Source organism: Paenibacillus glucanolyticus (assembly GCF_037333485.1).
GTDB classification, from domain to species: domain Bacteria; phylum Bacillota; class Bacilli; order Paenibacillales; family Paenibacillaceae; genus Paenibacillus_AQ; species Paenibacillus_AQ glucanolyticus.
The window spans coordinates 1,251,739-1,273,243 of the sequence record NZ_CP147845.1 but is presented as its reverse complement, the minus strand read 5'-3'; the positions used below and the strand labels follow the sequence as shown (position 1 = coordinate 1,273,243).

Below are 21,505 nucleotides of genomic sequence, written 5' to 3'. Positions count from 1 at the left end.
GAGATCGATTTTATATACTGCTTTAGTGATTTCTTGCGGTTTTTGGAGGAGGCGTCCCTGTTTCATTTCCGCAGGGGATACAACAATATGAGAGTAGAAAGGGGTAAAGTTTTGAAAAGATTTGAATCAGGACCAAGGCGCAGCGCCAAGAGCTGGATCAGCTCCTGCCTGGCATTTGTGTTTTGTTTCACTGCTGTTTTTCCGCTATGGTCGACCGGTACAGCTTCAGCGGCCGCGAATGTAGCAGTGGATGAGACGAAAAACTACATATCACTCAAGAACACCGATTTTTCGTCAAACAATCCGAGGGTCGGAAATTATGCGAATTTTGCGTACCAAACCGAAACACCTCCAACCGGCCTAACCCAATTGGGTAAAGTCATCGCTAAAGACCTGCAGTATAACTACGGTGTGAGAACCAGCACCGCTCCATACAGCGATTCTCAAATCAAGAGCCCAAACAATATTGTGGGCTTCAAGGATGCCGGAAACGGCCTGTTTCCGATGCGTCTGGCTACCAACAAGCCGGAATCGTTTGGAAGCATGTTTAACAAAGAGCGCGTAACCTTATCCAACAACCGCTCATTCAGTACGTATTTCAGTTTTAAAATGCATGGGGGAACCCAAGCGGACGGCATCGTGTTCGTGGTACAAACTGCGTCCAACGAAGCAGGTGCCAGCGGCGGCGGGCTCGGTTATTCCGGCGTAGCCAAGAGCATCGGTGTGGAATACGATACCTGGTACAACAAGGGTCTGGACAACGGCACACCGCGGAATGATCCCCGAGCTATTGGAACTTCAAGCGGCAACCGCGCCTCCCACGTAGCCCTCGTCCTGGACGGCAACGTGGATCATGATGCTCAACCGAAAGGTGCGGTCGACGGCAAGAACATCGCCAATATGGATATCAAAAAGCTGTCCCTTGCCCAAACTCCTGGCGAGGCGGCATCGGATCCGTACAAGCTGTTCCATACCTGGATCGACTATGACGGACTGACAAAGAAGTTTAATGTCTATCTGATCCGCGAGAACAATAACGGCACCTATCTTGTGCCTCAAGTCGGAACCGACGGCAAACTGGTTATCGCCGGGAACGAAGTTGCAACCCAGGAGGTTACCCAATTCCCGTATTTGGAAAATGGACAGCTCGTATCCCGTACTTCGGGCGGATCTGTCATTCCCGTGAAACCCATCATGTCTGACACGCAGGACCTTTCGTCCATGCTGCTTCAGGATGATGCCTACATCGGATTTACGGCAGCCACGGGCGGTTCCTATCAGGACCATGACATCTATTCCTGGCAGTTTAACAACTACAGCGGACTGATTGTGCCTGGCACGAATCAAGGACAACAGGAAGTAGAGCAGGCCCCGACCCATATCCAAATTGTAAATACGGTGCCTTTAAGAAATGCAAGCGGCCTACCTGTTTTCTTCCAGAAGGATACTAATGGCAGTAACGGCGTACTGGGCGTTAAGCCTGTGACCGGTGCAGCCGGAGATACTCCAATGGACGGCATAAAAGCCGGGGGATCTACTGCAGAGATCCAAGCGGAGGTCCGAACTATCGATGGGGACCTTATCGCCGGTTATCCGGTTACCTTCTCCATGTATTATGTATTGGCAAATACTCAGGTCGACATCGGCAGCGGACGCAAGGTATGGTCCGAAACGCTTGCCGACGATTCCGATATGTATCTGACCGCAGACGGGTACGAGGTTCGAACACAGCGTTATGATCGGAATGGACAAGAGGTTCTGGTCCGGGAAATCACCGTTCCGAGTGATGCCAACGGTGTTGCCAGCGTCAACCTCTGGAACCTTGGCGACTACCCGCACCTGAGCTATGCCAAGGCACGGATCGGCGGCGAGCTGAACGGCAAAGTGTATGGCGGCGGCAACTTCGATACGACGCCTGTCTACTTCGAGTCAGGAAGCGCTCCGGTCGTCACAAATGCCAAGGTCGGTGACGACCGTAAAACGATTGTCACCACACTTGATATGCCGGTAACTTACGATCCTCATGATACCGGCGGCTTTTACATTGAAGTTCCTGACCCGGCGGATCCCTCAGCAACGGTGAAGATTCCGCTTGTTGTAAAGGGGCATGCCAAGGACTCTCAGGATGAAGACGATCCTTTCCGGCTTGTACTGGAGATCGATGCCGATTCTCCCGACTATCCTCCAAGCCTGCCGGTGGATTATGTGATACCTCCCAATGTGCAAACGCCCTTGAACTATGACAAGGATAAGGGCTCTGTCACCGGAACCGGTACAGGCGGCCTCCCATTGGAGAGCTTCCCGGTCAATGGAGGCGTTACCGTGCCTGTTGAGAACCGCTTTGCTCCCGTAAGTCATGAGGTCGTGAATACTCAGGATCGCGACTCGATCCGCATCACGTTCCCTGATTCTATCGAACCTGTGGCAGCTAATGCTATGACCGCGTTCACAGTGACGATTAACGACGGTGTGCTGCCGCCGGTGAAACTGGCGTTGTCGCCAGCGGGAACTTCATTCACGCAGGATACGGACAAGCATTTAACGCTTAAGCTGGATCTGAACAGTGCTCCTGGCGTACCGCCAGCTTGGAACGGGAAGATCCCACTGGCTGCTGAAGTGAGCATTTCGTATGAGCCCGGTAAGCTGAATGCTGCTGACCTCATTAAGAAGGCCGACGGTTCGAACGAGCAGCTGGATCTGTTCCTGAACGACCCGGTGCGCAACCAGATGCAGCCGACAGCGGCTGAAGTGATCAATGATGAGTCACGCAACAAGGTCAAGGTGGAATTTGCGGAGCCGCTGAACGCGGCGAGTCTCCCTGGAAGCGCCCCGGCATTTAGCTTCAAGCTTGATGGGATCGCTGCTCCGGTGAGTGCAATAAATGTGGAGATGGATCCGGCCGATCCGACAGGCCAAACGCTGATCTTCACGTTGGATGCTGCCAATCTGCCTGCAACAGGCATTCCTTTCAAAGCAGATGACAGCGCGCCAACCAATATCACCATGAATTACAGCACAGGCATTGCCGGTGCAGATATCAAGGAACTCCTCCCCCTTCAGCGCAGTCTGGGATGGCTCGAACATTTTGATGTCAAGAACCAGACCTCGGCTTTTGAACCGGCCGCTGCTGCTGTGGGTACAGACCGCAATACCGTGACCGTCAAATTTGAACGGACCGTGGATGTGATCGGTCAGCCCGAACTATCTCTCACATGGGATAACGGTGCCACGGTATATCCGGTTGATATGATCGGAAATGGGACAACGGATCAAGATACCCTGGTTCTGGCTCTCCCGAACGGTATCGAAATACCGGAGAACGCCAATGTACAACTAACGTATACTCCCAAGGCAGGGGATCGCATTATCGATCATCTTGACCCGTCTCGTGTTCTGCGGCCGCTTGGACCGGTTTCCGGGGTGAACGGAGACTTTCCGGTAAGCAATGTGGGGATTGCCATAACCGCTCCGGCAAACGGCTCCACGATTCAGCACATTACACTGCCTGTTCAGGGGACTTACAGGGATGCTGGCACTCCGGTTCATGGTCATGTTGTGGTGACTGTGACTGGCGCAACCTATGGTCCTGTAAATGGAACCGTAACCGTTCTTCCTAATGGAGAATGGACATTTACGCCAGACTCGTACTGGAGAGACGATATCTATACGGTGACAGCCACCGCGAAGGACGTACTCGGCAAAATCGTGAATGACACCATGACCTTCACCGTTGTCGGACCTCGCATCTCGGTTACTGGCCCTATGCAGTATGGTCAACACATTCAAGGTCCCGTAACCGTAATTACCGGTATGATCGAGTCTTCTGCCGATCTGATTGAAGTTGAAGTCAGAGATGGACTGGGCCAATTGATTCCGGGGCAAGCCCTTAAGCTGTCAAACGATCCGGAGCGCTGGACCTTCATACCGGATGAGCCGATAGCTGCTGACGGAACCTATACCGTTATCTCCAAAGGAAGAGACACGAATGGTGATGCGTTTTCCAGCGAAGCCTATCCTTTTACCATCGATACGGTTGCACCTGTAGTTACCATTGATTCACCGGCAGACGGCTACATTGGAAGTCCAAACGCCCCGGTGGATAAAATCGTTGTGAGTCCTAATGAACCCGCCACCAGCGTAACCGTTTCGGTCTACGACCGGAACAATCGCGTTGTTGCACAAGGCCTGGCTATTCCGGGTCCCGGGGATCAATGGACATTCACGCCGGATCGTCCGATCTCCTCTGTCGGTACGTACCGTGTAGAGGCTCTTGCCATGGACATGGCTGGCAATCTGAGTACGGTGTCGATCCGTACGTTCACCATCCGGTCGGCCAACTCTGGAGGTTCCGACGATTCAGGCTCTTCCGGCGGCATTGGAATACCTATCCAACCTCAGCCAAAGCCTGACCCTGAGGCACCAAAACCGGTGCCCATTGATCTATCAGCCGTAAATGTGAACCTGGAGATCAGCCGCTCTATCCATCCGGATGGAGGCCAGGCCTCTGTAAAATTAAGCTACAAGAATCTTTCCGGCTCCACCGTTCATGGTGGACAAATTGAACTTATCCTGCCAAAAGGCGTTGAAGTCATCGATGCCGCCGGCGGTAAAGTGATCGACGGCAAGATCGTATGGGACGTAGACAAGCTGGATGCCGGCCAATTGAAGAGTTATCATATTAAACTTAAATGGCCACAACTGGCTCAAGGCGTAGATGAACAAGCATTTACGCTGTCCGCTCAATATACAGCATCTGGAGACCATGTATCGGGCAAAGCCAATAACGATCGGCTTCAGCTGCTCGTGTATGGTGCAAATGCGGGAGTTTTGAAGCATGAGCGTTACATTCTTGGCTTCCCGGACGGCGACTTCAAGCCGCATAAATCATTGACCCGCGCCGAGCTTGCCGCTATTATCGCAAGATTGCTTGGGGATTACGAGAGTGCAGCCGACAGCTATAAGGATGTACCGAAAGGCCACTGGGCCTATTCATACATCCGTACCGTCACCAAGCATCAAATATTTGAAGGCTACCAGGATGGCTCCTTCCATCCGGACCAGCCTGTCAGCCGGGGCGAGCTCGCCTCTGTCATGGCACGTTATTTGAAGCTGGACCAAGCGACGTCGCTGGAGCTTCACTTCAACGACGTAACGGCAGGCAGCTGGTCTACCTCCGCCATTGAAACACTGGCTCGTCACGGTATGCTTCAAGGCTATTCGGACGGAACCTTCCGACCGAACCAAGCCATCGTCCGTTCCGAAGCAGTAGCCTTAATTAACCGCATGCTGTACCGCGGACCGCTGGTGGACATCGATCCTACCTGGCCGGATGTACCTAAGAGCTTCTGGGCTTTTGGTGACATCCAGGAGGCGTCCGTCTCCCACCAATCCGCCCGCAAAGAGCGGAATGGCGAGATCGTGGAAGCCTTTAAAGAACAGTTGAACGACCTCGTAAAATAAAAATAAACCCGCCTCCGGTTCAGCGATCTACCGGAGGCGGGTTTTTGCATGCGTTTATGGTCTGTACAACATATGCAGACAAGAGAAGCCCCTCTAACCACGGAATTAGAGGGGCTCCTGATCTATATGTTAAGAGGTGATTCCATCATAAGAGATGTAGCTTAATGGAACCTTAAAGCTTCATTAGGGGGACATAAAAAGTGTGGGTGGGTCATCGACACTGTGCCAAGCATCGAGAACGTCCGGTATTCATCAGAAATAGTTCTTTAATCCTACCGAATTCTATTTTTCTACATTTTCTTCTTTTTTCAGATTAATTATAGAAAAATATACCTAGTTCTGATAGACTACTTTGTAATATCCTTATTTTTCTCTTATAAGTATAACGGAAACAAAGATGCACCAGATTGACAACAAGCGGAATCATTTCCGGTGGAGCAAATACCCTAACCGATGGGGACTTAAGAAATGAGAAGAACAAATGAAAAGCACAGTAAAATCAACGATATTCATTCTATTCCTATTGGCCCTTCTTACTGCGTGCGGTGCTGAGGAAGATACAACCGGAACTTCATCCGTTCCTGCACCAGCAGAAAACGAAGTGGTGAACAATACAGTTTCTGCAAGTACAGAAGCAAAAGAAGAAACCCAACTCTTTACGGGTGAGAGTTTCTCGTTTTCTTACCCATCATCCTGGAAAGACGCAGACCTTAACATACCTCAAGTTGTTGCTGCATTTGTAAATCCTAATCCCAAGGGAGGTTTTGTTGATAATTTAAATTTGATTATCGAGGAATCATCTGCCACCCCTGAGGAAGCGGCTAATTTATCGGCGCAAGGTTTATCGAATGGAGATGGCGTTGAATTAATTCAAAATTACAAGAAGTTGAATTACGTCGACGTTCCAGAGAAAGCAGCGGGAATTTTAGAGGCTGAATACACTCACGGAGAGTTAAACCAACAGGTAGTATTGACTCAATATTTTGTTTCCAATGGCAATGCGCTTTATACTCTTTCGACTTCCTACTCCAAAACGTCCTACGATAACGGTGGAAAAGCGACGATCCAAAACATATTGGACTCATTCAAGATTACAGAAAGTGCTATGAATAGCATTGATACCAGTGCAAACGCCGACAGTAGTCTTGAGGGCTTTACGGAAGAAAATATATTTGCCGAAATGATGGCTTACATTATCCCTACGGAAATTGAAGACGGAGCTCTTGATGAAAAAACGTATAACTATATTATTCAACATCATCAGTTATTCCCAGCGGTAACACCTGAGGATCAAAAGAGTGCAAAGGCTGAAGTCGATCCAACAATTACTTCACGTCACCTCCTCAAAAATTTAAATCCTTATCTTGATAAAATGATGGAGGTAAGTGGCTACGTTATTGATATCACAGAAGAAGAACTCGACGGGGGCATTACCATTGCAGAAATACACATCATCGATGATAACGATAACTCCATCGTTGGTTTTTATGCCAACTCTACGGGCGATATTCTGGAAGACGACTATGTAACTTTGCGAGGAGTGCCGGCAACATATTATTCATTTGATAATATTAGTGGTGGAACCACCATTTCAATTCTTCTGGGCGTTTCGACTATTGATAAGGTTGAATAAACGAATAGTGTTCCTGGACATGCCCTGTTCCAGAATAATGATATGGATTCAGAAGAAAAAGCACCGCGCAGGTGCTTTTTTTCTTTATTGTTTATAAATGATTAAAATATCATATGTTCCATCGGCAGATGAAAGCTTAACATCCTTGACATCATCAGGATGAAGTTTATAGAGGAACTCATTAACCTGATCCTGCAGCTGATCCAAATCAGAATCGCTAAAGAGTTCAACTTTCAATGTTTTTAGCATGTAAGCACCCCCCCACTACAAACTTCGACATCAGTCGGGTTTTCCCTGCCTGGAATGGAGCAAATGGCTATCCTGTTGTTCATGCGACTTGTTTTTTATCGAACGGAAATAATCTCATCGATCTTAATCCAATGCCATTCACGGTCAGCCATGGACAGCTTGATCTCTCGTCTAACCGTATGAATAAGAACGACAATGCCTGTCAGCTCCTTATCCTCGTACTCATCGAATAATCGAACTTTAATTGCAGTATGCTCGTGAAAAGACTCGGCCAACGCGCTTTCGATCAATTCCATTTCCTGTGGATCCAATGTCGGTCGTTCTTTTCTTCCCTCTTCCAGTTGTCTTCGAATAATGGTTTCTTTATGCTCTGGAAGCATCATCCGACTTGATTCCCATAACCCGTTACCCTCCAGCTTTTTTCGTGTTGTCATTTATAGTGTCCTCCTATCTTAGCTGATCGGTCCAGCGCTTGGCCTGCATCTGTCTTGGATACCGCTCTAATAACAATCGAATTCCCATATTTATTCTTAAGGGCATCCGTCACGCGCTCAAGAGCCATCGACCGCTCCCGTCCTGTATCAAACAAAGACATTTGATATTCCGTATCCGGGGAAAACTGCGACAAACTAATACCCACCCTCCGGATCGGCAAGCCGTCCCAATAGGACTCAAGCAACCGGCATGCCCAGCGATAAACCTGGTTCGTTATATTCGAGGGATCATCCATCTTCATTTGTCGGCTAAATCCTGTGGGACGGTCAAAGTCAGCCCCCATACAACCGACTGATACTACATGCCCCATAAAACCAAGACCACGGCATCGCTGGCAAACCAGCTCCGTGAGCTCAAGCAGTATCTATAAAATTTTGAGCATATTTTGTTGTGTGCATTAATAATTAGCATAAACCTTGATTTATCAAGGCTTTATACTAATTTGAGGACCTTTTCTTTATGAGCATTATTGATTGCTTAACACGATAACAATGATATGGTAACATATTAAATATTTCGAATTCATGAATGAGCATAATTATTTACTGAATTAGATGTGGGGGTGTTTAAATGAGCCTGAATAGTTCAATCTTGCCTTTTTCAAGAAAGATTGATGAGTTACGTTTTAGTGTACAAAGTGTTGGAATTGAGTTTTGGAAAAGGTATCGAGATAGCGAACCTGTCCTTAATAAGCATGCTGTAATTGTTTTGCAAAACAAAATGAATGGTAGACTATGCATCCATCCTCTTACAGAGTTTATTTTTCACTACTGGAAATATAGAGCGTATAATTCTCAAAGGCTCCATGCTAATTACCTTTGCTCTTTTTTAAATTACATACTTATTGATAATCAGCAAAAATATAAGCTTTCTTCTTTAAAAGAACTTCGTTTTTCTCATGGAACTGACTATTTGAACGAACTAACGAAAAAAGACAAATCAAGAATGACACTTAGAAAGGCGGAAAGAACCTTAACCTTATTCTTTGAGTTCTTGGCGAAGAAAAAACTGTTGGTTCATGTTAACGAAAGTTCCTTTAAAAAAAGGCTCCTGTACGGAAAATCAAACCAAAAATATACGGTCTCCCCATTTAAAGGAGTGATAATGCCGAGAAATAAGCAAGGCCATATAGCTCATGATTTGCCTGAACAATATATTTTACCTTTTATTGAGCTGGCTGTGAAAACCGCGAATCCCATTGCCTTGGGAATTTATATGCAGTGTTTCGGAGGAATTAGACAAGGAGAGCTTGTGAACATTCGAAAATCCGATGTAAATTCTATCGGCTCTTATGGAGAATTCGGTTTAGTAGTTCGCCTAGAACAAAAAACCTTGCGAATGGATATTAAAGATAGTGCTGGTTCAAGTGGTGTAAAAAAACCAAGAAGACAAATCGTATTCCCAATTCAAGATTGGTTGCAGATGCTGTATCGTAATCACATTGAAAATTATCCTCCTATGGATGGATCTGATGCGTTATTTGTAAATCGGGATGGGAAAGCCATGTCAGGACAAAGTTACAGGGCCTACTTCAGTAAATTAAAAAAAGAATTTTTGAAGCAACTGAGGAAATCGTCTAATCCAGATGATCTGATTTATGCAGTCAAACTGGAAGAATATAAATGGTCCACTCATCTAGGCAGAGGCATATTTACAAATCTCCTAGCCGAAGAAGCTGATAATCCATACGATATTGCTTTGCCAAGAGGAGACTCCAATCTTGCATCATCTCTTGTGTATCAAGGAAACACGGAACGAATGAGAAAGAAACTTGAGAACCGGATGCAACATTTATATAAAGATTACCTACCAAAATTAATAAAAAATTGATTATTGGAGTAGAAGAAACATGTCTTATTTAAGTCCTGCTGAAACTGCAGAAAAATTAGGAATAGGCTATAGAAGCCTACTACGCTTGGTGAAAAACGGCGCGTTTACAGGAGCAATAAAAGTATTGGGTTCGTGGCAAATCCCTCTGAAGTCTGTGGAGGATTACAAGGCATTATTAAACATGCCCGATGAATATTTGACTATTGCCGAGATTGCTGAACGACTTAATCTTTCCGAGCTTTGGGTTGGCAGACTTATTAAGAGAGGAACATTTGCTGGGGCAAAGAAACATAGAGGTTCTTGGATAGTGCCTTCCATGTCTGTGCAGGAATATATTCAGTCGTCCTCTTCTCCCGAAGGATTCCTCTCCTTCCCGGAAGCAGCTGAATATTTATCCGTAAGTGAATCATGGATCAGAAAATTAGTATTAAGAAACATTTTATCGGGTGTCGAAGTCATCAATGGTGTTCGTTACATTCGAATAGAATGTGTGGACGAATATTTATTATCGATTTCACCACCTGAAGGATATCTTTCCGCGGATCAAGCTGCACAAGTATTATCACTGAGTAAAGCAAATATTAGCTCATTAGCTAATGAAGGTGCATTCACGGGTGCAAAAAAACAAAAAATTCCCTATCATCACGCGGGATGGATTATTCCTATTGAGTCCATAAATCAGTTTAAGGAATCGCAATCTTTTTTAAGTGATTATGTACCTCCTACTGATATTGCCGCAAGTTTGGGTGTTAGTAAAAAATGGGTGTCAGAGTTGATTCGGGAGGGAGTAATTCCTGGAGGTATAAAACATAACAATGAGTGGATGGTACCTTCTGATGAGTCCATTAAACATATTGAAAAGGAAAGAAATAGAAAACAAGAATTAGCGGAACTATCGGGACCAATTGATTTATTTGAATACAGGTTGGCTGAACTGGAAGTGCCTGATACGTTGCAAAAAACAGTAGATCTCTATCGTGAATTTGTTATCTTAAAAATTAATAGCAGCCACGGTAACAGCAAAACAATCCACAATAAGGCTCTGGAGTATATCAGCACATTAAAGCGTTTATTCCGTCTACTAAAGACTGAAGTATTCTTGATGAATGCAGAACAATTAGAAACTATCTTTCGAAATCCTGGAATGGGAATTCGGGATAAAAGCACTTTCATTTATTTTTTGGAATATTGCACAGGTAAAGGGCTATGTTCATTCTCGAAAAGTTATGCTATCACTTCCCTTCCTATAGAAGAAAGAGAGATGTACAGTCCGGAACAATTTTTAGCTTATTACAGTTATGTTAGGGATGTCGACCTTCACATTGAGCAGGCCATCCAAAGTAGGGATTACGCTGTAACATGGTTATATGTCTTAATGCATGTCATTGATGCGTGGAGACCATCAGACATTATTAAGCTGCCGAATATTGAGCTGGAGGTCTGCAATTTACAGACTTTTGATCAACTAAGGGAAACGAAACTGTCAAAGGAGCAAGCGCAAGCTGTCATCAACCATCTGTATAAACGGGTAGAACGAATGTATATTAGCAAAACTGGTGCCCTGGGGCATTTCCTCGTTAATCAGGACATGATTGTTCCCACGGCTACCGTTCTTGTGATCACAGAAATCCATCGTAGAATGCAAGGAGATCAACAACTACTCAGACTGGGCCAAAGAAGATTCGTCCACTTTGAAAAAGAAACGTATATCCGATTATTTTTCGATAAGCGGCCGGATCTTGTTGATTTCCAAAGTCGAAAAATGAATAGAACTCTCTTGACCTATTTCTTTTATAGTGTCGTAGAGGGGAAAGGAAGTGCGGATATCGCGTACGAACTGTCTCAACGAATGAGGGGGCATACCGATAAAAACTCGACTGCAACCTATATTCAAGCAGTAAACAAAGATGGTTCAATTGAACGGGTAAGTTTAAACTTGTTTAACCGAGGGCACTTTGGATGGCTGTACCATCATCTCATTCGTCTATCTATGCCAAACGCGCCTCAGTTAGAGGTAGAGCAAAGTACCGCACTGATCGAACAGTTTCGAAAAGAACTTTCTCCTTATCAATTGGAACAACTTGGCCAATTCTTAGTACGCCAGCAACAAAGTAAACATTCATTGGCTTTGCAACTATCGAATCTTACTGAAACAGAGCTGATGACTTTGTTGCATAAAATCTATAAAGGTGAGATGCCAGCCAAACTGCAGCATGTTCAATGCTTGACCTTCCCAAGTTGCACTTCACCAACGGCAACGACTTGCTTACATTGTGAGAACGCAATACCGAAGATATATATTCTAATTTCTATTCATCATGAACTTGATCGATTGATCGTATCGATTAAAAATACCAAGTATCCTGCCGTTCGGGTCAGGGACCGCAAGTTTTTGTTTCAAATTCTAGATCTTTTAAGTCAGGCGATACAGCAATTCGGCAAAACCTATGTTCAGACTTTTATCGATCTTAACAATTTAAAGGAAAAGATGATTGCTATTCAAAATTTAATTAGTGAGGAAGTTTAATGGCTAAATTCCACGCTGCATTACACAGAAGAAGAACCCTAGAGGAATTAAGCGATAGACAAATTTTAGAAAGTATTGAGTCTGTCACCTTTAGTTTAGAAGAACTTCACGATTACAAGGATATGTTCAGAGAATTGGAACGCAAAGGGCTTATTGTAACAGGCGATTTTGAAGACTTCTTGTGGTCGGCTAAAGGGGAATCCAGTAATTTTCTTTTTCAGTTTGATTGTGAAATCTATGGTGAAATCAATCAAGCTTTGAAATGCTATTCTGTCCAAAAAATGTATAACGGCATTACTACGCAAACCGTTCGCCAAAATATAGGACAAATAAAAGAGGCTATACGAATTACCCGAGGTTTTCGATTAGACCATCTCAAACATTTAGAAGATACGTTAAATCATTTCGGAGACCATAAACAGTTTGCCATGGCTACCAGTATAAAGGAGTTTCTGATTTTTTATAATCATCCTCATACTGAGTTGTATTGCGACTTATGTGCTAATTATAATGCGAAAGTCTCCAATGTACGTGAATTACCTAATTTTCATGATATCTTGCTTTTCGATGTTGCTTTGGATGACTATTTTATAACATGTACTTCAGACGAAGAAAAATTGCAATATTATCCGATTTTTTTATGGTGGAGGATTACTCGGATTATTCCCATGCGCCCCGTCGAATTTTACTCTTTAAGCAGGGACTGCACAATGAAGGATGATGAGGATAGATATTGGATGATTGTACCTCGAAGAAAGAATTTATCCAGCCGTCCAGGAAAGCTAGCGGTCACGGATACTATCCAAGTGAATCGGGAAGTGTTCGAATTAATTGAGGACTATAAACGACTTACATTAGCTTATGCAACTGAATCTTCCTACTTGATATCGTATAAAGCTTATCGAAAGTACGTTAAATTAAAATCAAAGGAAATAACGCGAGAAAAGATAGGAGCTTCCCAATTTATTAATATGATTGATCGATTTTATGATGAAATCGTTACTGCGAAGTATGGCGACTTGGAAAGAATAAAGCCTGGCGATACCAGACATTTTGCCTTCTGCAATATGATGTTGCAAGGGTTTAATATGTTAACTATTGCTCGCATGGGTGGACATAGTCAATTAGAAACCCAATTACATTATCATAAACATTTGGATCACTTCGCTCAATCTTTTGTCCATCACGCGGCGCAGATGCTTCGAATGAAACGTGTGAACTTATGGAGATCAAATTGGGATGTTGCGACTCAGGGCATAATTGCTAAAAGTAGAATTTATCAAATAAGTGATTTCCAAGAGACGCACAAAGTGGAACATGGCTTTTGTACGGATCACCCATCTCGCTGTCAGGTTGGGGATTGCCGGTTTTGTGAATTTTATTTTTTCTCACCAGAAGACAAACAAAAGGGATTAGCCTGGTTGAAAGATTGTTCTGATGCTCTTGAAAGCAGATTAAAGGAACAATTGGAACTCATACGATATGTCACAAAATCCACAAATTACGATTGTGCTACGTTGACATATCAGCATACTAGTCAAGAAAGGCTATCCTCAGCGAGTAATGAACTGCGAAGATTGATGGATCAAAAGGCGATGGTCGATTCTTATTTGCTGGAGGACGAATTATGAAAAAAGGTGCGCCACAAAAATATACGGATAAGCAATTAAAAGACATCTTGTTAAAATATATATCAAAAAATCCTGGGAAGAAGATTAACCCTTCTATTTTGGAAAGAGAGACTGGGGTAAACCGCTTTGTATGGAAAAGAAGAATGTCCGAACAAATCGCAATGATTAACGAGCCCATGCAGCTGGAAAATACAGAAACTGAAACTTCACTTCCCTTACCTAATGTTGTGGAACTTGTCGAAACATACTGGAATAATAAATCAGGCTTGATTAGCGCGTTATCTCATTTCAATCAGATGCTAAATGCTTTGCATCAAAAAGCGAAGGAGTCAGATACAATCCTCAAGCAAAATCAAGACTTAGCCGCTAACTTGTCTATAAAGGAAAAGCAGATTAAAATGCTTGAGAACGAAATTAAATTACTCAGACAACAGTACCTTGAAGTTGCTGTTAAAAGTACTTATAAAACCTTCCAGGATGAAGAGGCACTAGAAAAAATCATATCCATCACTAAAAATAAAAAATCAGAAGATCGTGCCTTAAATGCTGATATTGTAAAAATGTATCCAGAGCTATTTGATAATTGATGGTGGGAAGATGCGCTAGGCTTGCGTCTCGATTTGAGTAAAAAAATCGGATTAATCCTTAGCTGAACAACTAAGCTTTAAGGAACTCTCATATAGCTCGGACAAAGATGAACTAAAATAATTTGTTGTGAATAAAAAGAGTGGTAAAGTGCTGCGTTCTAATTCCAAATCCATCTCTCTGAAAACAAAAGGCTATTACGGTTAGAGAATGCCGACAATTACTTGCCAAAGTATAGTGATACTTAAAATCCCTCCACATAAAAAAAGCTTTAATTGTAATACTAAAGATAAACTTAACTTTTTCGGAGGTATTATGAAGAAGCTTTTGATTTGTATTTTGCTTGCTTTCACAGTTCATCCTGTTGTCCATGCTGAACCTGTTCACGATAAGAAGCCTGAGGTTGGTTATGGCTATGATGCACCATTAAGAATAAAAAAACCAATACATCCTGAAGTGCCTAAGAGTTGGAGACTTGAAACAAAAAAATTTGAAAACAGCATTTTATTAGCTTATTTTGACTCTGATGATAATGATTTAATTATGACCATATTTGAAGAAAATCGAAGATCAATGGTCCCTGTAGCTCAGTCAGAACAAACGGTAATCAATAATACTACCTATTCTTTTTACCCCTGGAAAAGCAAACAACGCGGATGGGTTCTTAGATGGGTTAAGGGCGATGTTTATTTTGAAATGAGTAGCTTCACACTAAACGTAGATGAAATGATTACAATTGCAGAAACCATAACAAAGCAAGTTAAAGAATAAAAAAAGAACTGCAGCCTCACTGAAGTGCACCCCTTAGAATGGACATTGGAATAAACCCCTGGTTTATCCGATGAAATTCTAGGGGGTGCATTTTTGTATGGCAATTAAGGGACAAAAGTATAAAACGTATTCGGAAGAGATCAAGAAAGAGGCGGTTCGTCTGCATGTTATCGAGGGATGGACTTACCGAAAGATTAATGAACACTTGGGGATTAATGATCCTCAGCGGATGAAGAAATGGATGCGGAAGTTTCGGGAACAGGGCGAGTTTGGACTGGTGGATCAGCGAGGTCGACGGGAAGCATACATCGACCAAGATCGGTATGTTCAAAAGCTCAAGCGGGAAAACGAAATGCTAAAAAAGTGCTTGGAAATCTGGATGCAGGAGGTGAAAAACAGAAATATAAAGTCATTGAGATAGCTGCCTCTAGCTACCCCGTCAGCAGCCTTTGCAAACTCTTCAAGGTCTCTCGTAGCGGCTACTACGCCTATCTGAAGCGCAAACATATGGACCGGGACAAGGAAGCTGCATTGCTCATTCGTCGGGTGTATGCGCGCTACGAAGGGAAATACGGCTACCGCCAAATCCAGTTGTTCTTGTGGCAGGATGAGGGCATATGGATGAACCACAAGAAAGTATTGCGTCTGATGCAAAAGCTCGGACTTCAATCCAACATTCGCCGCAAACGCCGTTTTAACACGGCGTACCATGCGGGGGAACGCGTGGCGGAGAATCTGTTGAAGCGAAATTTCACAGCAGAAAAACCGAACCAGAAATGGGTAACAGATGTGACGCAATACCGGGTAGGTGAGCGCTGGCTGTATCTTTCGGCAGTCAAAGATTTATTCAACAACGAGATTGTGGCCTACCAGCTTAGCGAACGCAACGACAACGAACTGGTACTAAAGACGTTCGCCAAAGCGTTTGCCAAGCAAAAAGACGTGACCGGATTGGTCGTTCACAGCGACCAAGGGTTCCAGTACACGTCTCATGCTTACCATGACATGCTGCCAAAGGTTAGCGCCCAAATCAGCATGTCTCGTCGGGGCAATTGCCTAGACAATGCCTCCATGGAGAGCTTCTTCTCGCATCTCAAAACGGAAGGGCTCTACCCTTATAATATCCGAAATCTGGCAGAGGCACAAAACCGAATTGAAAAATACATACGATTTTACAACCAGAGACGACCGCAGCGGAAATTAAACAAACTGACGCCGGTAGAGTACCGACGCCAGTTTGCAGCTTAGGTGTTTTTCCAATGTCCACAAAATGGGGTCTTGACCACACGGGTTGCAGTTCTTTTTTAATATACTGAGTATTTTTTTAAAACTGTGACACGTTCCCGTCGACGCCGAGATAGAAGCCCCCCTGCATAAGGTTGTTAGTGTGTGATTCTATAATAACTTGATAATTCTTATAGCTAACAACCGGTACCAAAATCGGCGGTTTATTTCTGAGGTCTTGGTCTGTCATGTAGGTTTTTGAATATATTGTATTTCCATCTACATCAGCTACACGCAGAGTGAAATATGCTGGGTTTCCTGAATTAACACCATAAACTCTAAGGTTTCTGATCTCCATACTATGGTTAGAGTTAGGTTTTACTAAAGCTCCATGTATAGCACCGCTATATTGGTATAGGCCACCGAAAGGTCCATATTCTTGAAAAACTTGCGTTTCAAAATCTCCGCCTGAATTACTTTCCTCGCTAACGTTGCTCCCAGTAGAGGATTGGCTTAGAGAGGCATCTTCGGAAGAGATTGTTGGATCAGCAAAAGCAGAACCAGTTAACATTGCAGATAAAATAATACATGATACCAAAGAAATTTTAAATTTACTTTTCATGATTAATCAACCTCTTTTCCCAATTTTTAGACCTTCATATATATAAACGCTAAATAGATTAATAAGTTAGCAGAATCCTAATTTTTTTTGGAATCTTTAAATCAATATAAAAAGAAACGCTATCAGCTATATGCCGATAAGCGTTCCTTTTTCAAAATGTGCTTGCAGAAGTAATATCATCTACTTTTATCCAATTCCATTCACCCTCAGAGATAGACAGTTTGATCTCTCGTCTGAACGTATGGATTAGTACGACAATACCGGTTAACTCCCTTTCTTCATACTCAACAAACATCCTTACTGTAACAGTGCGGTGCTCATGAAAAGATTCGGCCAACGCCTTCTCGATTAACTCCATTTCTTGGGGATCAAGCGTGGGCCGAGCCTCCCTGCCCTCTTCTAATTGCCGGCGAATGATTGTTTCTTTATGTTCAGGAAGCATCATGCGACTAGACTCCCACAGCCCATTACCCTCCAGCTTTTTGCGTATTGTCATTTATAGTGTCCTCCTATCTTAGCTGATCGATCGAGCGCTTGGCCCGCTGCTGTTTTTGAGACTGCTCGGATTACAATTGCATTACCGTATTTGAGTTTTAATGCGTCGGTTGTCCGTTCAAGTGCCATCTGTCTCTCCCGGTCAGTATCAAACAGCGATAACTGATATTCATTGTCGGGGGTGAGCTGAGTCAAACTAACGCCTATCCGCCGGATCGGTAAGCCATCCCAATAAGTTTCAAGCAATCGGCGTGCCCAATGATAAACCTGATTGGTGATGTTGGATGGATCCTCCATCTTCATTTGTCTTGAAAATCCCGTTGGCCGATCGAAGTCAGCTCCCATACACCCCACCGACACAACATGCCCCATGAACCCTAGTGCCCGGCAGCGCTGACAGACCAACTCTGTTAGCTCGAGCAATGGAGTTAAGATGTGGTCAAACTCCCGATAATCAAAAGGGAGGGTCATCATATGGCCTACTGACTTTGGTGCAACCTGGTGTGTGCCTGATCGCACTGGGCTATCGTCGATTCCGTTTGCGATGCGCCAATACATTTCCGCCTGGATGTCGGAGTTCTTGCCAAACTTCCGCCGCATCATCTGCTTCAGCTTTACAAGAGGTGTCTGAGCTACACTTCCAATATTCAGGAGTCCCATAGCATTGAAATGTCGGGTCATACGACTGCCGGCCATAAACATGTCGCTGACGGGACGTTTCCACAACGTCTCGGGCAGCATCTCTTTGGTGAGGGTATATATGCCGGATGGATTCTTTTTGGCGTAATTGTCACATGCAGTCTTTGCAAGGATTTTGGTTTCGGCAATCCCGAAGCGAGTATAAACGCCTGTCGCAGCTTGTACATGAGCCTGAATGATCCGGGCCATTTCTTTTGGTGTATCCGCAAACAGATGCATCGAGCCGGTCACATCTAGAAATTGTTCGTCAATGCTGTACGGCTCGACCAGATCTGTGTAGCTCTTGTAAATGTCCGTGATCAGCATAGACACATCGATGTATCGTTGCATCCTCGGCTTAATAACAACAAGATCCGGGCATTTTGCCACTGCCTCCCCAAGGCGCTCTGCGGTAGTAATCCCCTTTGACTTGGCAATAGGGCAAGCTGCCAGCACAATTCCTGAACGACGTTCCGGATCCCCAGCAACCACCAAAGGCCGATCCTTGTACTCAGGATGTTCGGCCTTTTCTACACTCGCATAAAAGGATTGGCAGTCAACGAGCATGACCACACGTTTAGATGATTTCAACACATATCCCTCCTTCTTTTAATCCAAGGACGCGTATGTCATAGAATCAAACTCCGACCATCTATGTTTGTCAATAGAACACGTCCTTCATTCGACTAAAAATGAGCATAAATAGATAGAATTATGCTCATTTTTTATTTGTGCTCTATATCAAACAACTTGAAAAATATTATTCCTCCAAAGAATTAAAAGATTAGACCCTTTATGCACACATGTTTTTATATAGATACCAAGGAGCACGACCTTGATCTCCTCCAGCTTTGCATAATCACGAGGCAAGGTCATCATATGACCGACTGACTTGGGGTCTACCTGGTGCGTTCCCGGACGCACGGGGCTATCGTCGATTCCATTAGCGATGCGCCAATACATTTCAGCGGAGATATCGGAGTTTTTGCCAAACTTACGACGCATCATTTGTTTTAGCTTAGAGAGGGGAGTCTGAGCAACGCTGCCGATCGTAGGCAAACCCATTACGTTAAAATGGCGCGTCATCTTGCTGCCGGCCATAAACATGCTGCTCACCGGCAGTTTCCATAAGGTATCTGCAAGCGTATCCTTTGACAAAATGTAGAGTCCCGAGGGATTCTTTTTCGCGAAGTTATCACATGCCGTCTTGGCAAGTATTTTGGTTTCGGCAATTCCAAACCGAGCACGAACACCTGTCGCCTCCATGACGTGCCGCTGAATGATCTGGGCCAGCTCCGCTGGCGTTCCATAGAGGTGTAAGGAACCCGTGACATCGAGAAACTGTTCATCAATGCTGTAGGGCTCGACTAAATCCGTGTAGCTTTTATATATCTCAGTAATCTGCATCGAGACGTCTATATACTTTTGCATACGTGGTTTGATGACAACGAGGTCTGGACATTTGGCAAGCGCCTCGCCCAGCCTCTCGGCTGTCGTTATTCCTTTTTCCTTTGCAAGTGGGCATGCAGCCAACACGATTCCGGAACGCCTTTCCGGATCACCAGCAACTACCAGGGGGCGATTTTTATACTCTGGATGATCGGCTTTTTCAACAGAAGCATAAAAGGACTGGCAATCCGCCAGCATGATTACCCGGTTGTTTGATTTCAATGCGGCCCCCCCTTGTCTGCAATGTTCAGCCCTAAATAGGTATAGGACCTCTGCTCAATTTCCGCTTCAATCAGTCCCCAAAGCATGGACAGTTTATGGTGGTATCCTCTGCACACAAATTCAACTTCAATGCCTAGATTGGTCTTTCGATGCTGGTACACTTTTAAGTCATTCTCACGCATGCTCCTTCGCGCTGCCGTTAAATCGGCTAAGGCTGCAGTCTGTAAACGGTCGATCATAACACGGGTCACTTCGGATGTCTTTAAATCAGATTGGCAAAGAACACTGCGATCATTTTCCAGTACATCAAGCAATAAAGGCAATAATGTGTAGTCCTTTACTAACTTGCTTTCATCTGGCTTAAGTCCAATGCTCAACATATTTATATCCACCTCGCAATGGGAACATTCGTTTGTATTATATGCGAACATTCGTTCTTTTATCAATGTAAATTTACTCCAAACCAAAAACAGCTCCTGCGAAAAGCAGGAAGCTGTTCCCATTCCATTCATTACAGGCATTCACTTCAACAGCCAAACGAATGAATATATAATATATTGAACTAAATCTGCAAACATCCGAAAAAGGTGGTTTTTCCCCTCACTTGTAGTATTATTGTTTCTAGGTAAGGGAGTGACTGCTAGTGAAAAAAGTAATACTTCGGTGGATCATTGCTCTCTCGGCATTGTACTGTCTGGGACATATTTTATTTGATTTTAAAGAAACACGCCCCATGCGGATCATTACGGGGGCAATTGAAATATCATTCTTTGGAAGCATACTGCTCTATATGAATTTGAAAACGAAAGAGGAAAAAAGCAATCATTCAACAGTGCAAAAAAAATAACGGCAGAGTTATTTCACCGATAATTTCTACATAAAACGGGGTGTTTATGATGAAAACTATAGGTCTTATTGGCGGCATGAGTTGGGAGTCATCACAGCTCTACTACCAAATCATTAATCAATATGTAAAGGAAAGTCTAGGCGAGCATCATTCTGCAAGAAGCCTCATGTATTCGGTGGATTTCCAAGAAATTAAGACTTTGCAGCATCAAGGGAACTGGGATGAGGCTGCGAGAATTATGATTGATATAGCACAAAAACTTGAAACGGCTGGAGCGGATTTACTTGTCATCTGTACGAATACCATGCATAAGATGGCAAAAGAAGTTGAAGAATCGATATCGATTCCGTTAATCCATATTGCAGATTCGACAGCAACGAGAATCGTTACAGATGGAATTAAGAAGGTCGCGTTATTGGGTACTGCATTTACCATGGAACAAGATTTTTACAAGGGCAGACTTACAGAAAAGTTTGAGCTCGAGGTTATTGTGCCAAATGAAGACGATCGATTGGTTATACATGACATAATCTATCAAGAGCTTTGTCTTGGCATCATTAGTGAAGAGTCTAAGCAAACCTACTTAAAGATCATAAATCATCTTATACAACAAGGCGCAGAAGGTATTATTCTGGGATGTACAGAAATAACGCTGCTCATCTCACAGGATGATTGCAATATACCCGTATATGATACAGCAACACTCCATGCTAAAAGTGCTGTTGACTTTGCTTTAAAAGAGACCCTCCGTCATAGTTGATTAATGCAAAGGCCCTTGTTACGCGAA

Annotated in this window: 17 protein-coding genes and 2 pseudogenes; 11 read left to right on the top strand and 8 right to left on the bottom strand. The window is 43.9% G+C overall.

The features are described from left to right. Nucleotides 1-111: 111 nt before the first annotated feature. Nucleotides 112-5,460, top strand: a complete 5,349-nt coding sequence (locus WDY75_RS06105) for an S-layer homology domain-containing protein (RefSeq protein ID WP_063480500.1) — start codon at nt 112-114, stop codon at nt 5,458-5,460. Between the two features lie 481 nt (nt 5,461-5,941). Next, nucleotides 5,942-7,093, top strand: a complete 1,152-nt coding sequence (locus WDY75_RS06100; protein ID WP_063480501.1) for a PsbP-related protein — start codon at nt 5,942-5,944, stop codon at nt 7,091-7,093. 84 nt (nt 7,094-7,177) lie between these two features. Here WDY75_RS06100 and WDY75_RS06095 read toward each other — a convergent pair whose 3' ends face one another. The 3 genes and pseudogenes from WDY75_RS06095 to polYB all read right to left on the bottom strand — a co-directional run. Beyond that, nucleotides 7,178-7,342, bottom strand: coding sequence for a sporulation protein Cse60 (locus tag WDY75_RS06095; protein WP_006212415.1), 165 nt, complete (start codon nt 7,340-7,342; stop codon nt 7,178-7,180). 95 nt (nt 7,343-7,437) lie between these two features. Beyond that, the gene (locus WDY75_RS06090) at nt 7,438-7,776 is read right to left on the bottom strand and encodes a YolD-like family protein (RefSeq protein ID WP_006212416.1); all 339 of its coding nucleotides are present in this window, start codon (nt 7,774-7,776) and stop codon (nt 7,438-7,440) included. Then, nucleotides 7,773-8,201: pseudogene (gene polYB / locus WDY75_RS06085) on the bottom strand (DNA polymerase IV); the annotation flags it as partial. The pseudogene polYB and the gene WDY75_RS06090, both read right to left, overlap by 4 nt. Before the next feature lie 206 nt (nt 8,202-8,407). Here polYB and WDY75_RS06080 point away from each other — a divergent pair. From WDY75_RS06080 to WDY75_RS06050, 7 genes are all read left to right on the top strand, one after another. Next, nucleotides 8,408-9,667 (top strand): hypothetical protein, encoded by a 1,260-nt coding sequence (locus WDY75_RS06080; RefSeq protein WP_006212418.1) that lies wholly within the window; start codon nt 8,408-8,410, stop codon nt 9,665-9,667. Between the two features lie 19 nt (nt 9,668-9,686). Further along, on the top strand, nt 9,687-12,194 hold the full coding sequence (locus WDY75_RS06075) for a helix-turn-helix domain-containing protein (RefSeq protein WP_063477672.1): 2,508 nt from the start codon (nt 9,687-9,689) through the stop codon (nt 12,192-12,194). After that, nucleotides 12,194-13,825, top strand: coding sequence for a tyrosine-type recombinase/integrase (locus WDY75_RS06070; RefSeq protein WP_063477316.1), 1,632 nt, complete (start codon nt 12,194-12,196; stop codon nt 13,823-13,825). The genes WDY75_RS06075 and WDY75_RS06070 overlap by 1 nt, the downstream gene beginning before the upstream one ends. Continuing rightward, nucleotides 13,822-14,412 carry a hypothetical protein gene (locus WDY75_RS06065; RefSeq protein ID WP_063477317.1) on the top strand — a complete coding sequence of 197 codons (591 nt, stop codon included), beginning with the start codon at nt 13,822-13,824 and terminating at the stop codon, nt 14,410-14,412. The genes WDY75_RS06070 and WDY75_RS06065 overlap by 4 nt, the downstream gene beginning before the upstream one ends. Nucleotides 14,413-14,725: 313 nt before the next feature. Next, nucleotides 14,726-15,181: a DUF4367 domain-containing protein gene (locus WDY75_RS06060; RefSeq protein ID WP_036642935.1), complete on the top strand. Its 456-nt coding sequence runs from the start codon at nt 14,726-14,728 to the stop codon at nt 15,179-15,181. 97 nt (nt 15,182-15,278) lie between these two features. After that, nucleotides 15,279-15,602, top strand: a complete 324-nt coding sequence (locus WDY75_RS06055) for a helix-turn-helix domain-containing protein (RefSeq protein WP_006210604.1) — start codon at nt 15,279-15,281, stop codon at nt 15,600-15,602. Continuing rightward, a complete protein-coding gene (locus WDY75_RS06050) occupies nt 15,545-16,429 on the top strand; it encodes an IS3 family transposase (RefSeq protein ID WP_210190097.1) in 885 nt (294 codons plus the stop codon). Before WDY75_RS06055 ends, WDY75_RS06050 begins: the two co-directional genes overlap by 58 nt. A 76-nt stretch (nt 16,430-16,505) precedes the next feature. On the opposite strand, the gene WDY75_RS06045 is transcribed toward WDY75_RS06050, so the two are convergent. From WDY75_RS06045 to WDY75_RS06025, 5 genes and pseudogenes are all read right to left on the bottom strand, one after another. Then, nucleotides 16,506-17,027 (bottom strand): hypothetical protein, encoded by a 522-nt coding sequence (locus WDY75_RS06045; protein ID WP_063477318.1) that lies wholly within the window; start codon nt 17,025-17,027, stop codon nt 16,506-16,508. A gap of 151 nt (nt 17,028-17,178) precedes the next feature. Further along, nucleotides 17,179-17,523: a YolD-like family protein gene (locus WDY75_RS06040; protein WP_006212426.1), complete on the bottom strand. Its 345-nt coding sequence runs from the start codon at nt 17,521-17,523 to the stop codon at nt 17,179-17,181. After that, complete coding sequence (locus WDY75_RS06035; RefSeq protein WP_006212427.1) at nt 17,520-18,791, bottom strand: DNA polymerase IV; 1,272 nt, start codon at nt 18,789-18,791, stop codon at nt 17,520-17,522. The genes WDY75_RS06040 and WDY75_RS06035 overlap by 4 nt, the downstream gene beginning before the upstream one ends. Nucleotides 18,792-19,001: 210 nt before the next feature. Continuing rightward, a pseudogene (locus tag WDY75_RS06030) lies at nt 19,002-19,847 on the bottom strand (DNA polymerase IV); the annotation flags it as partial. 20 nt (nt 19,848-19,867) lie between these two features. Next, nucleotides 19,868-20,251 carry a hypothetical protein gene (locus WDY75_RS06025; RefSeq protein WP_036640751.1) on the bottom strand — a complete coding sequence of 128 codons (384 nt, stop codon included), beginning with the start codon at nt 20,249-20,251 and terminating at the stop codon, nt 19,868-19,870. A 263-nt stretch (nt 20,252-20,514) separates the two neighbouring features. Between WDY75_RS06025 and WDY75_RS06020 the strand changes: the two genes are divergently transcribed. Next, nucleotides 20,515-20,718 carry a hypothetical protein gene (locus WDY75_RS06020; RefSeq protein WP_006212431.1) on the top strand — a complete coding sequence of 68 codons (204 nt, stop codon included), beginning with the start codon at nt 20,515-20,517 and terminating at the stop codon, nt 20,716-20,718. Between the two features lie 49 nt (nt 20,719-20,767). Further along, nucleotides 20,768-21,478, top strand: a complete 711-nt coding sequence (locus WDY75_RS06015) for an aspartate/glutamate racemase family protein (RefSeq protein WP_063477674.1) — start codon at nt 20,768-20,770, stop codon at nt 21,476-21,478. The last annotated feature ends 27 nt before the right edge of the window (nt 21,479-21,505 follow it).

Excerpts from the sequence above, each read along its gene's own strand:
- WDY75_RS06100 (WP_063480501.1), top strand. The coding sequence starts at position 5,942 with ATGAAAAGCACAGTAAAATCAACGATATTCATTCTATTCCTATTGGCC.
- WDY75_RS06095 (WP_006212415.1), bottom strand. The coding sequence starts at position 7,342 with ATGCTAAAAACATTGAAAGTTGAACTCTTTAGCGATTCTGATTTGGAT.
- WDY75_RS06090 (WP_006212416.1), bottom strand. The coding sequence starts at position 7,776 with ATGACAACACGAAAAAAGCTGGAGGGTAACGGGTTATGGGAATCAAGT.
- WDY75_RS06080 (WP_006212418.1), top strand. The coding sequence starts at position 8,408 with ATGAGCCTGAATAGTTCAATCTTGCCTTTTTCAAGAAAGATTGATGAG.
- WDY75_RS06075 (WP_063477672.1), top strand. The coding sequence starts at position 9,687 with ATGTCTTATTTAAGTCCTGCTGAAACTGCAGAAAAATTAGGAATAGGC.
- WDY75_RS06070 (WP_063477316.1), top strand. The coding sequence starts at position 12,194 with ATGGCTAAATTCCACGCTGCATTACACAGAAGAAGAACCCTAGAGGAA.
- WDY75_RS06065 (WP_063477317.1), top strand. The coding sequence starts at position 13,822 with ATGAAAAAAGGTGCGCCACAAAAATATACGGATAAGCAATTAAAAGAC.
- WDY75_RS06060 (WP_036642935.1), top strand. The coding sequence starts at position 14,726 with ATGAAGAAGCTTTTGATTTGTATTTTGCTTGCTTTCACAGTTCATCCT.
- WDY75_RS06055 (WP_006210604.1), top strand. The coding sequence starts at position 15,279 with ATGGCAATTAAGGGACAAAAGTATAAAACGTATTCGGAAGAGATCAAG.
- WDY75_RS06045 (WP_063477318.1), bottom strand. The coding sequence starts at position 17,027 with ATGAAAAGTAAATTTAAAATTTCTTTGGTATCATGTATTATTTTATCT.
- WDY75_RS06040 (WP_006212426.1), bottom strand. The coding sequence starts at position 17,523 with ATGACAATACGCAAAAAGCTGGAGGGTAATGGGCTGTGGGAGTCTAGT.
- WDY75_RS06025 (WP_036640751.1), bottom strand. The coding sequence starts at position 20,251 with ATGTTGAGCATTGGACTTAAGCCAGATGAAAGCAAGTTAGTAAAGGAC.
- WDY75_RS06015 (WP_063477674.1), top strand. The coding sequence starts at position 20,768 with ATGAAAACTATAGGTCTTATTGGCGGCATGAGTTGGGAGTCATCACAG.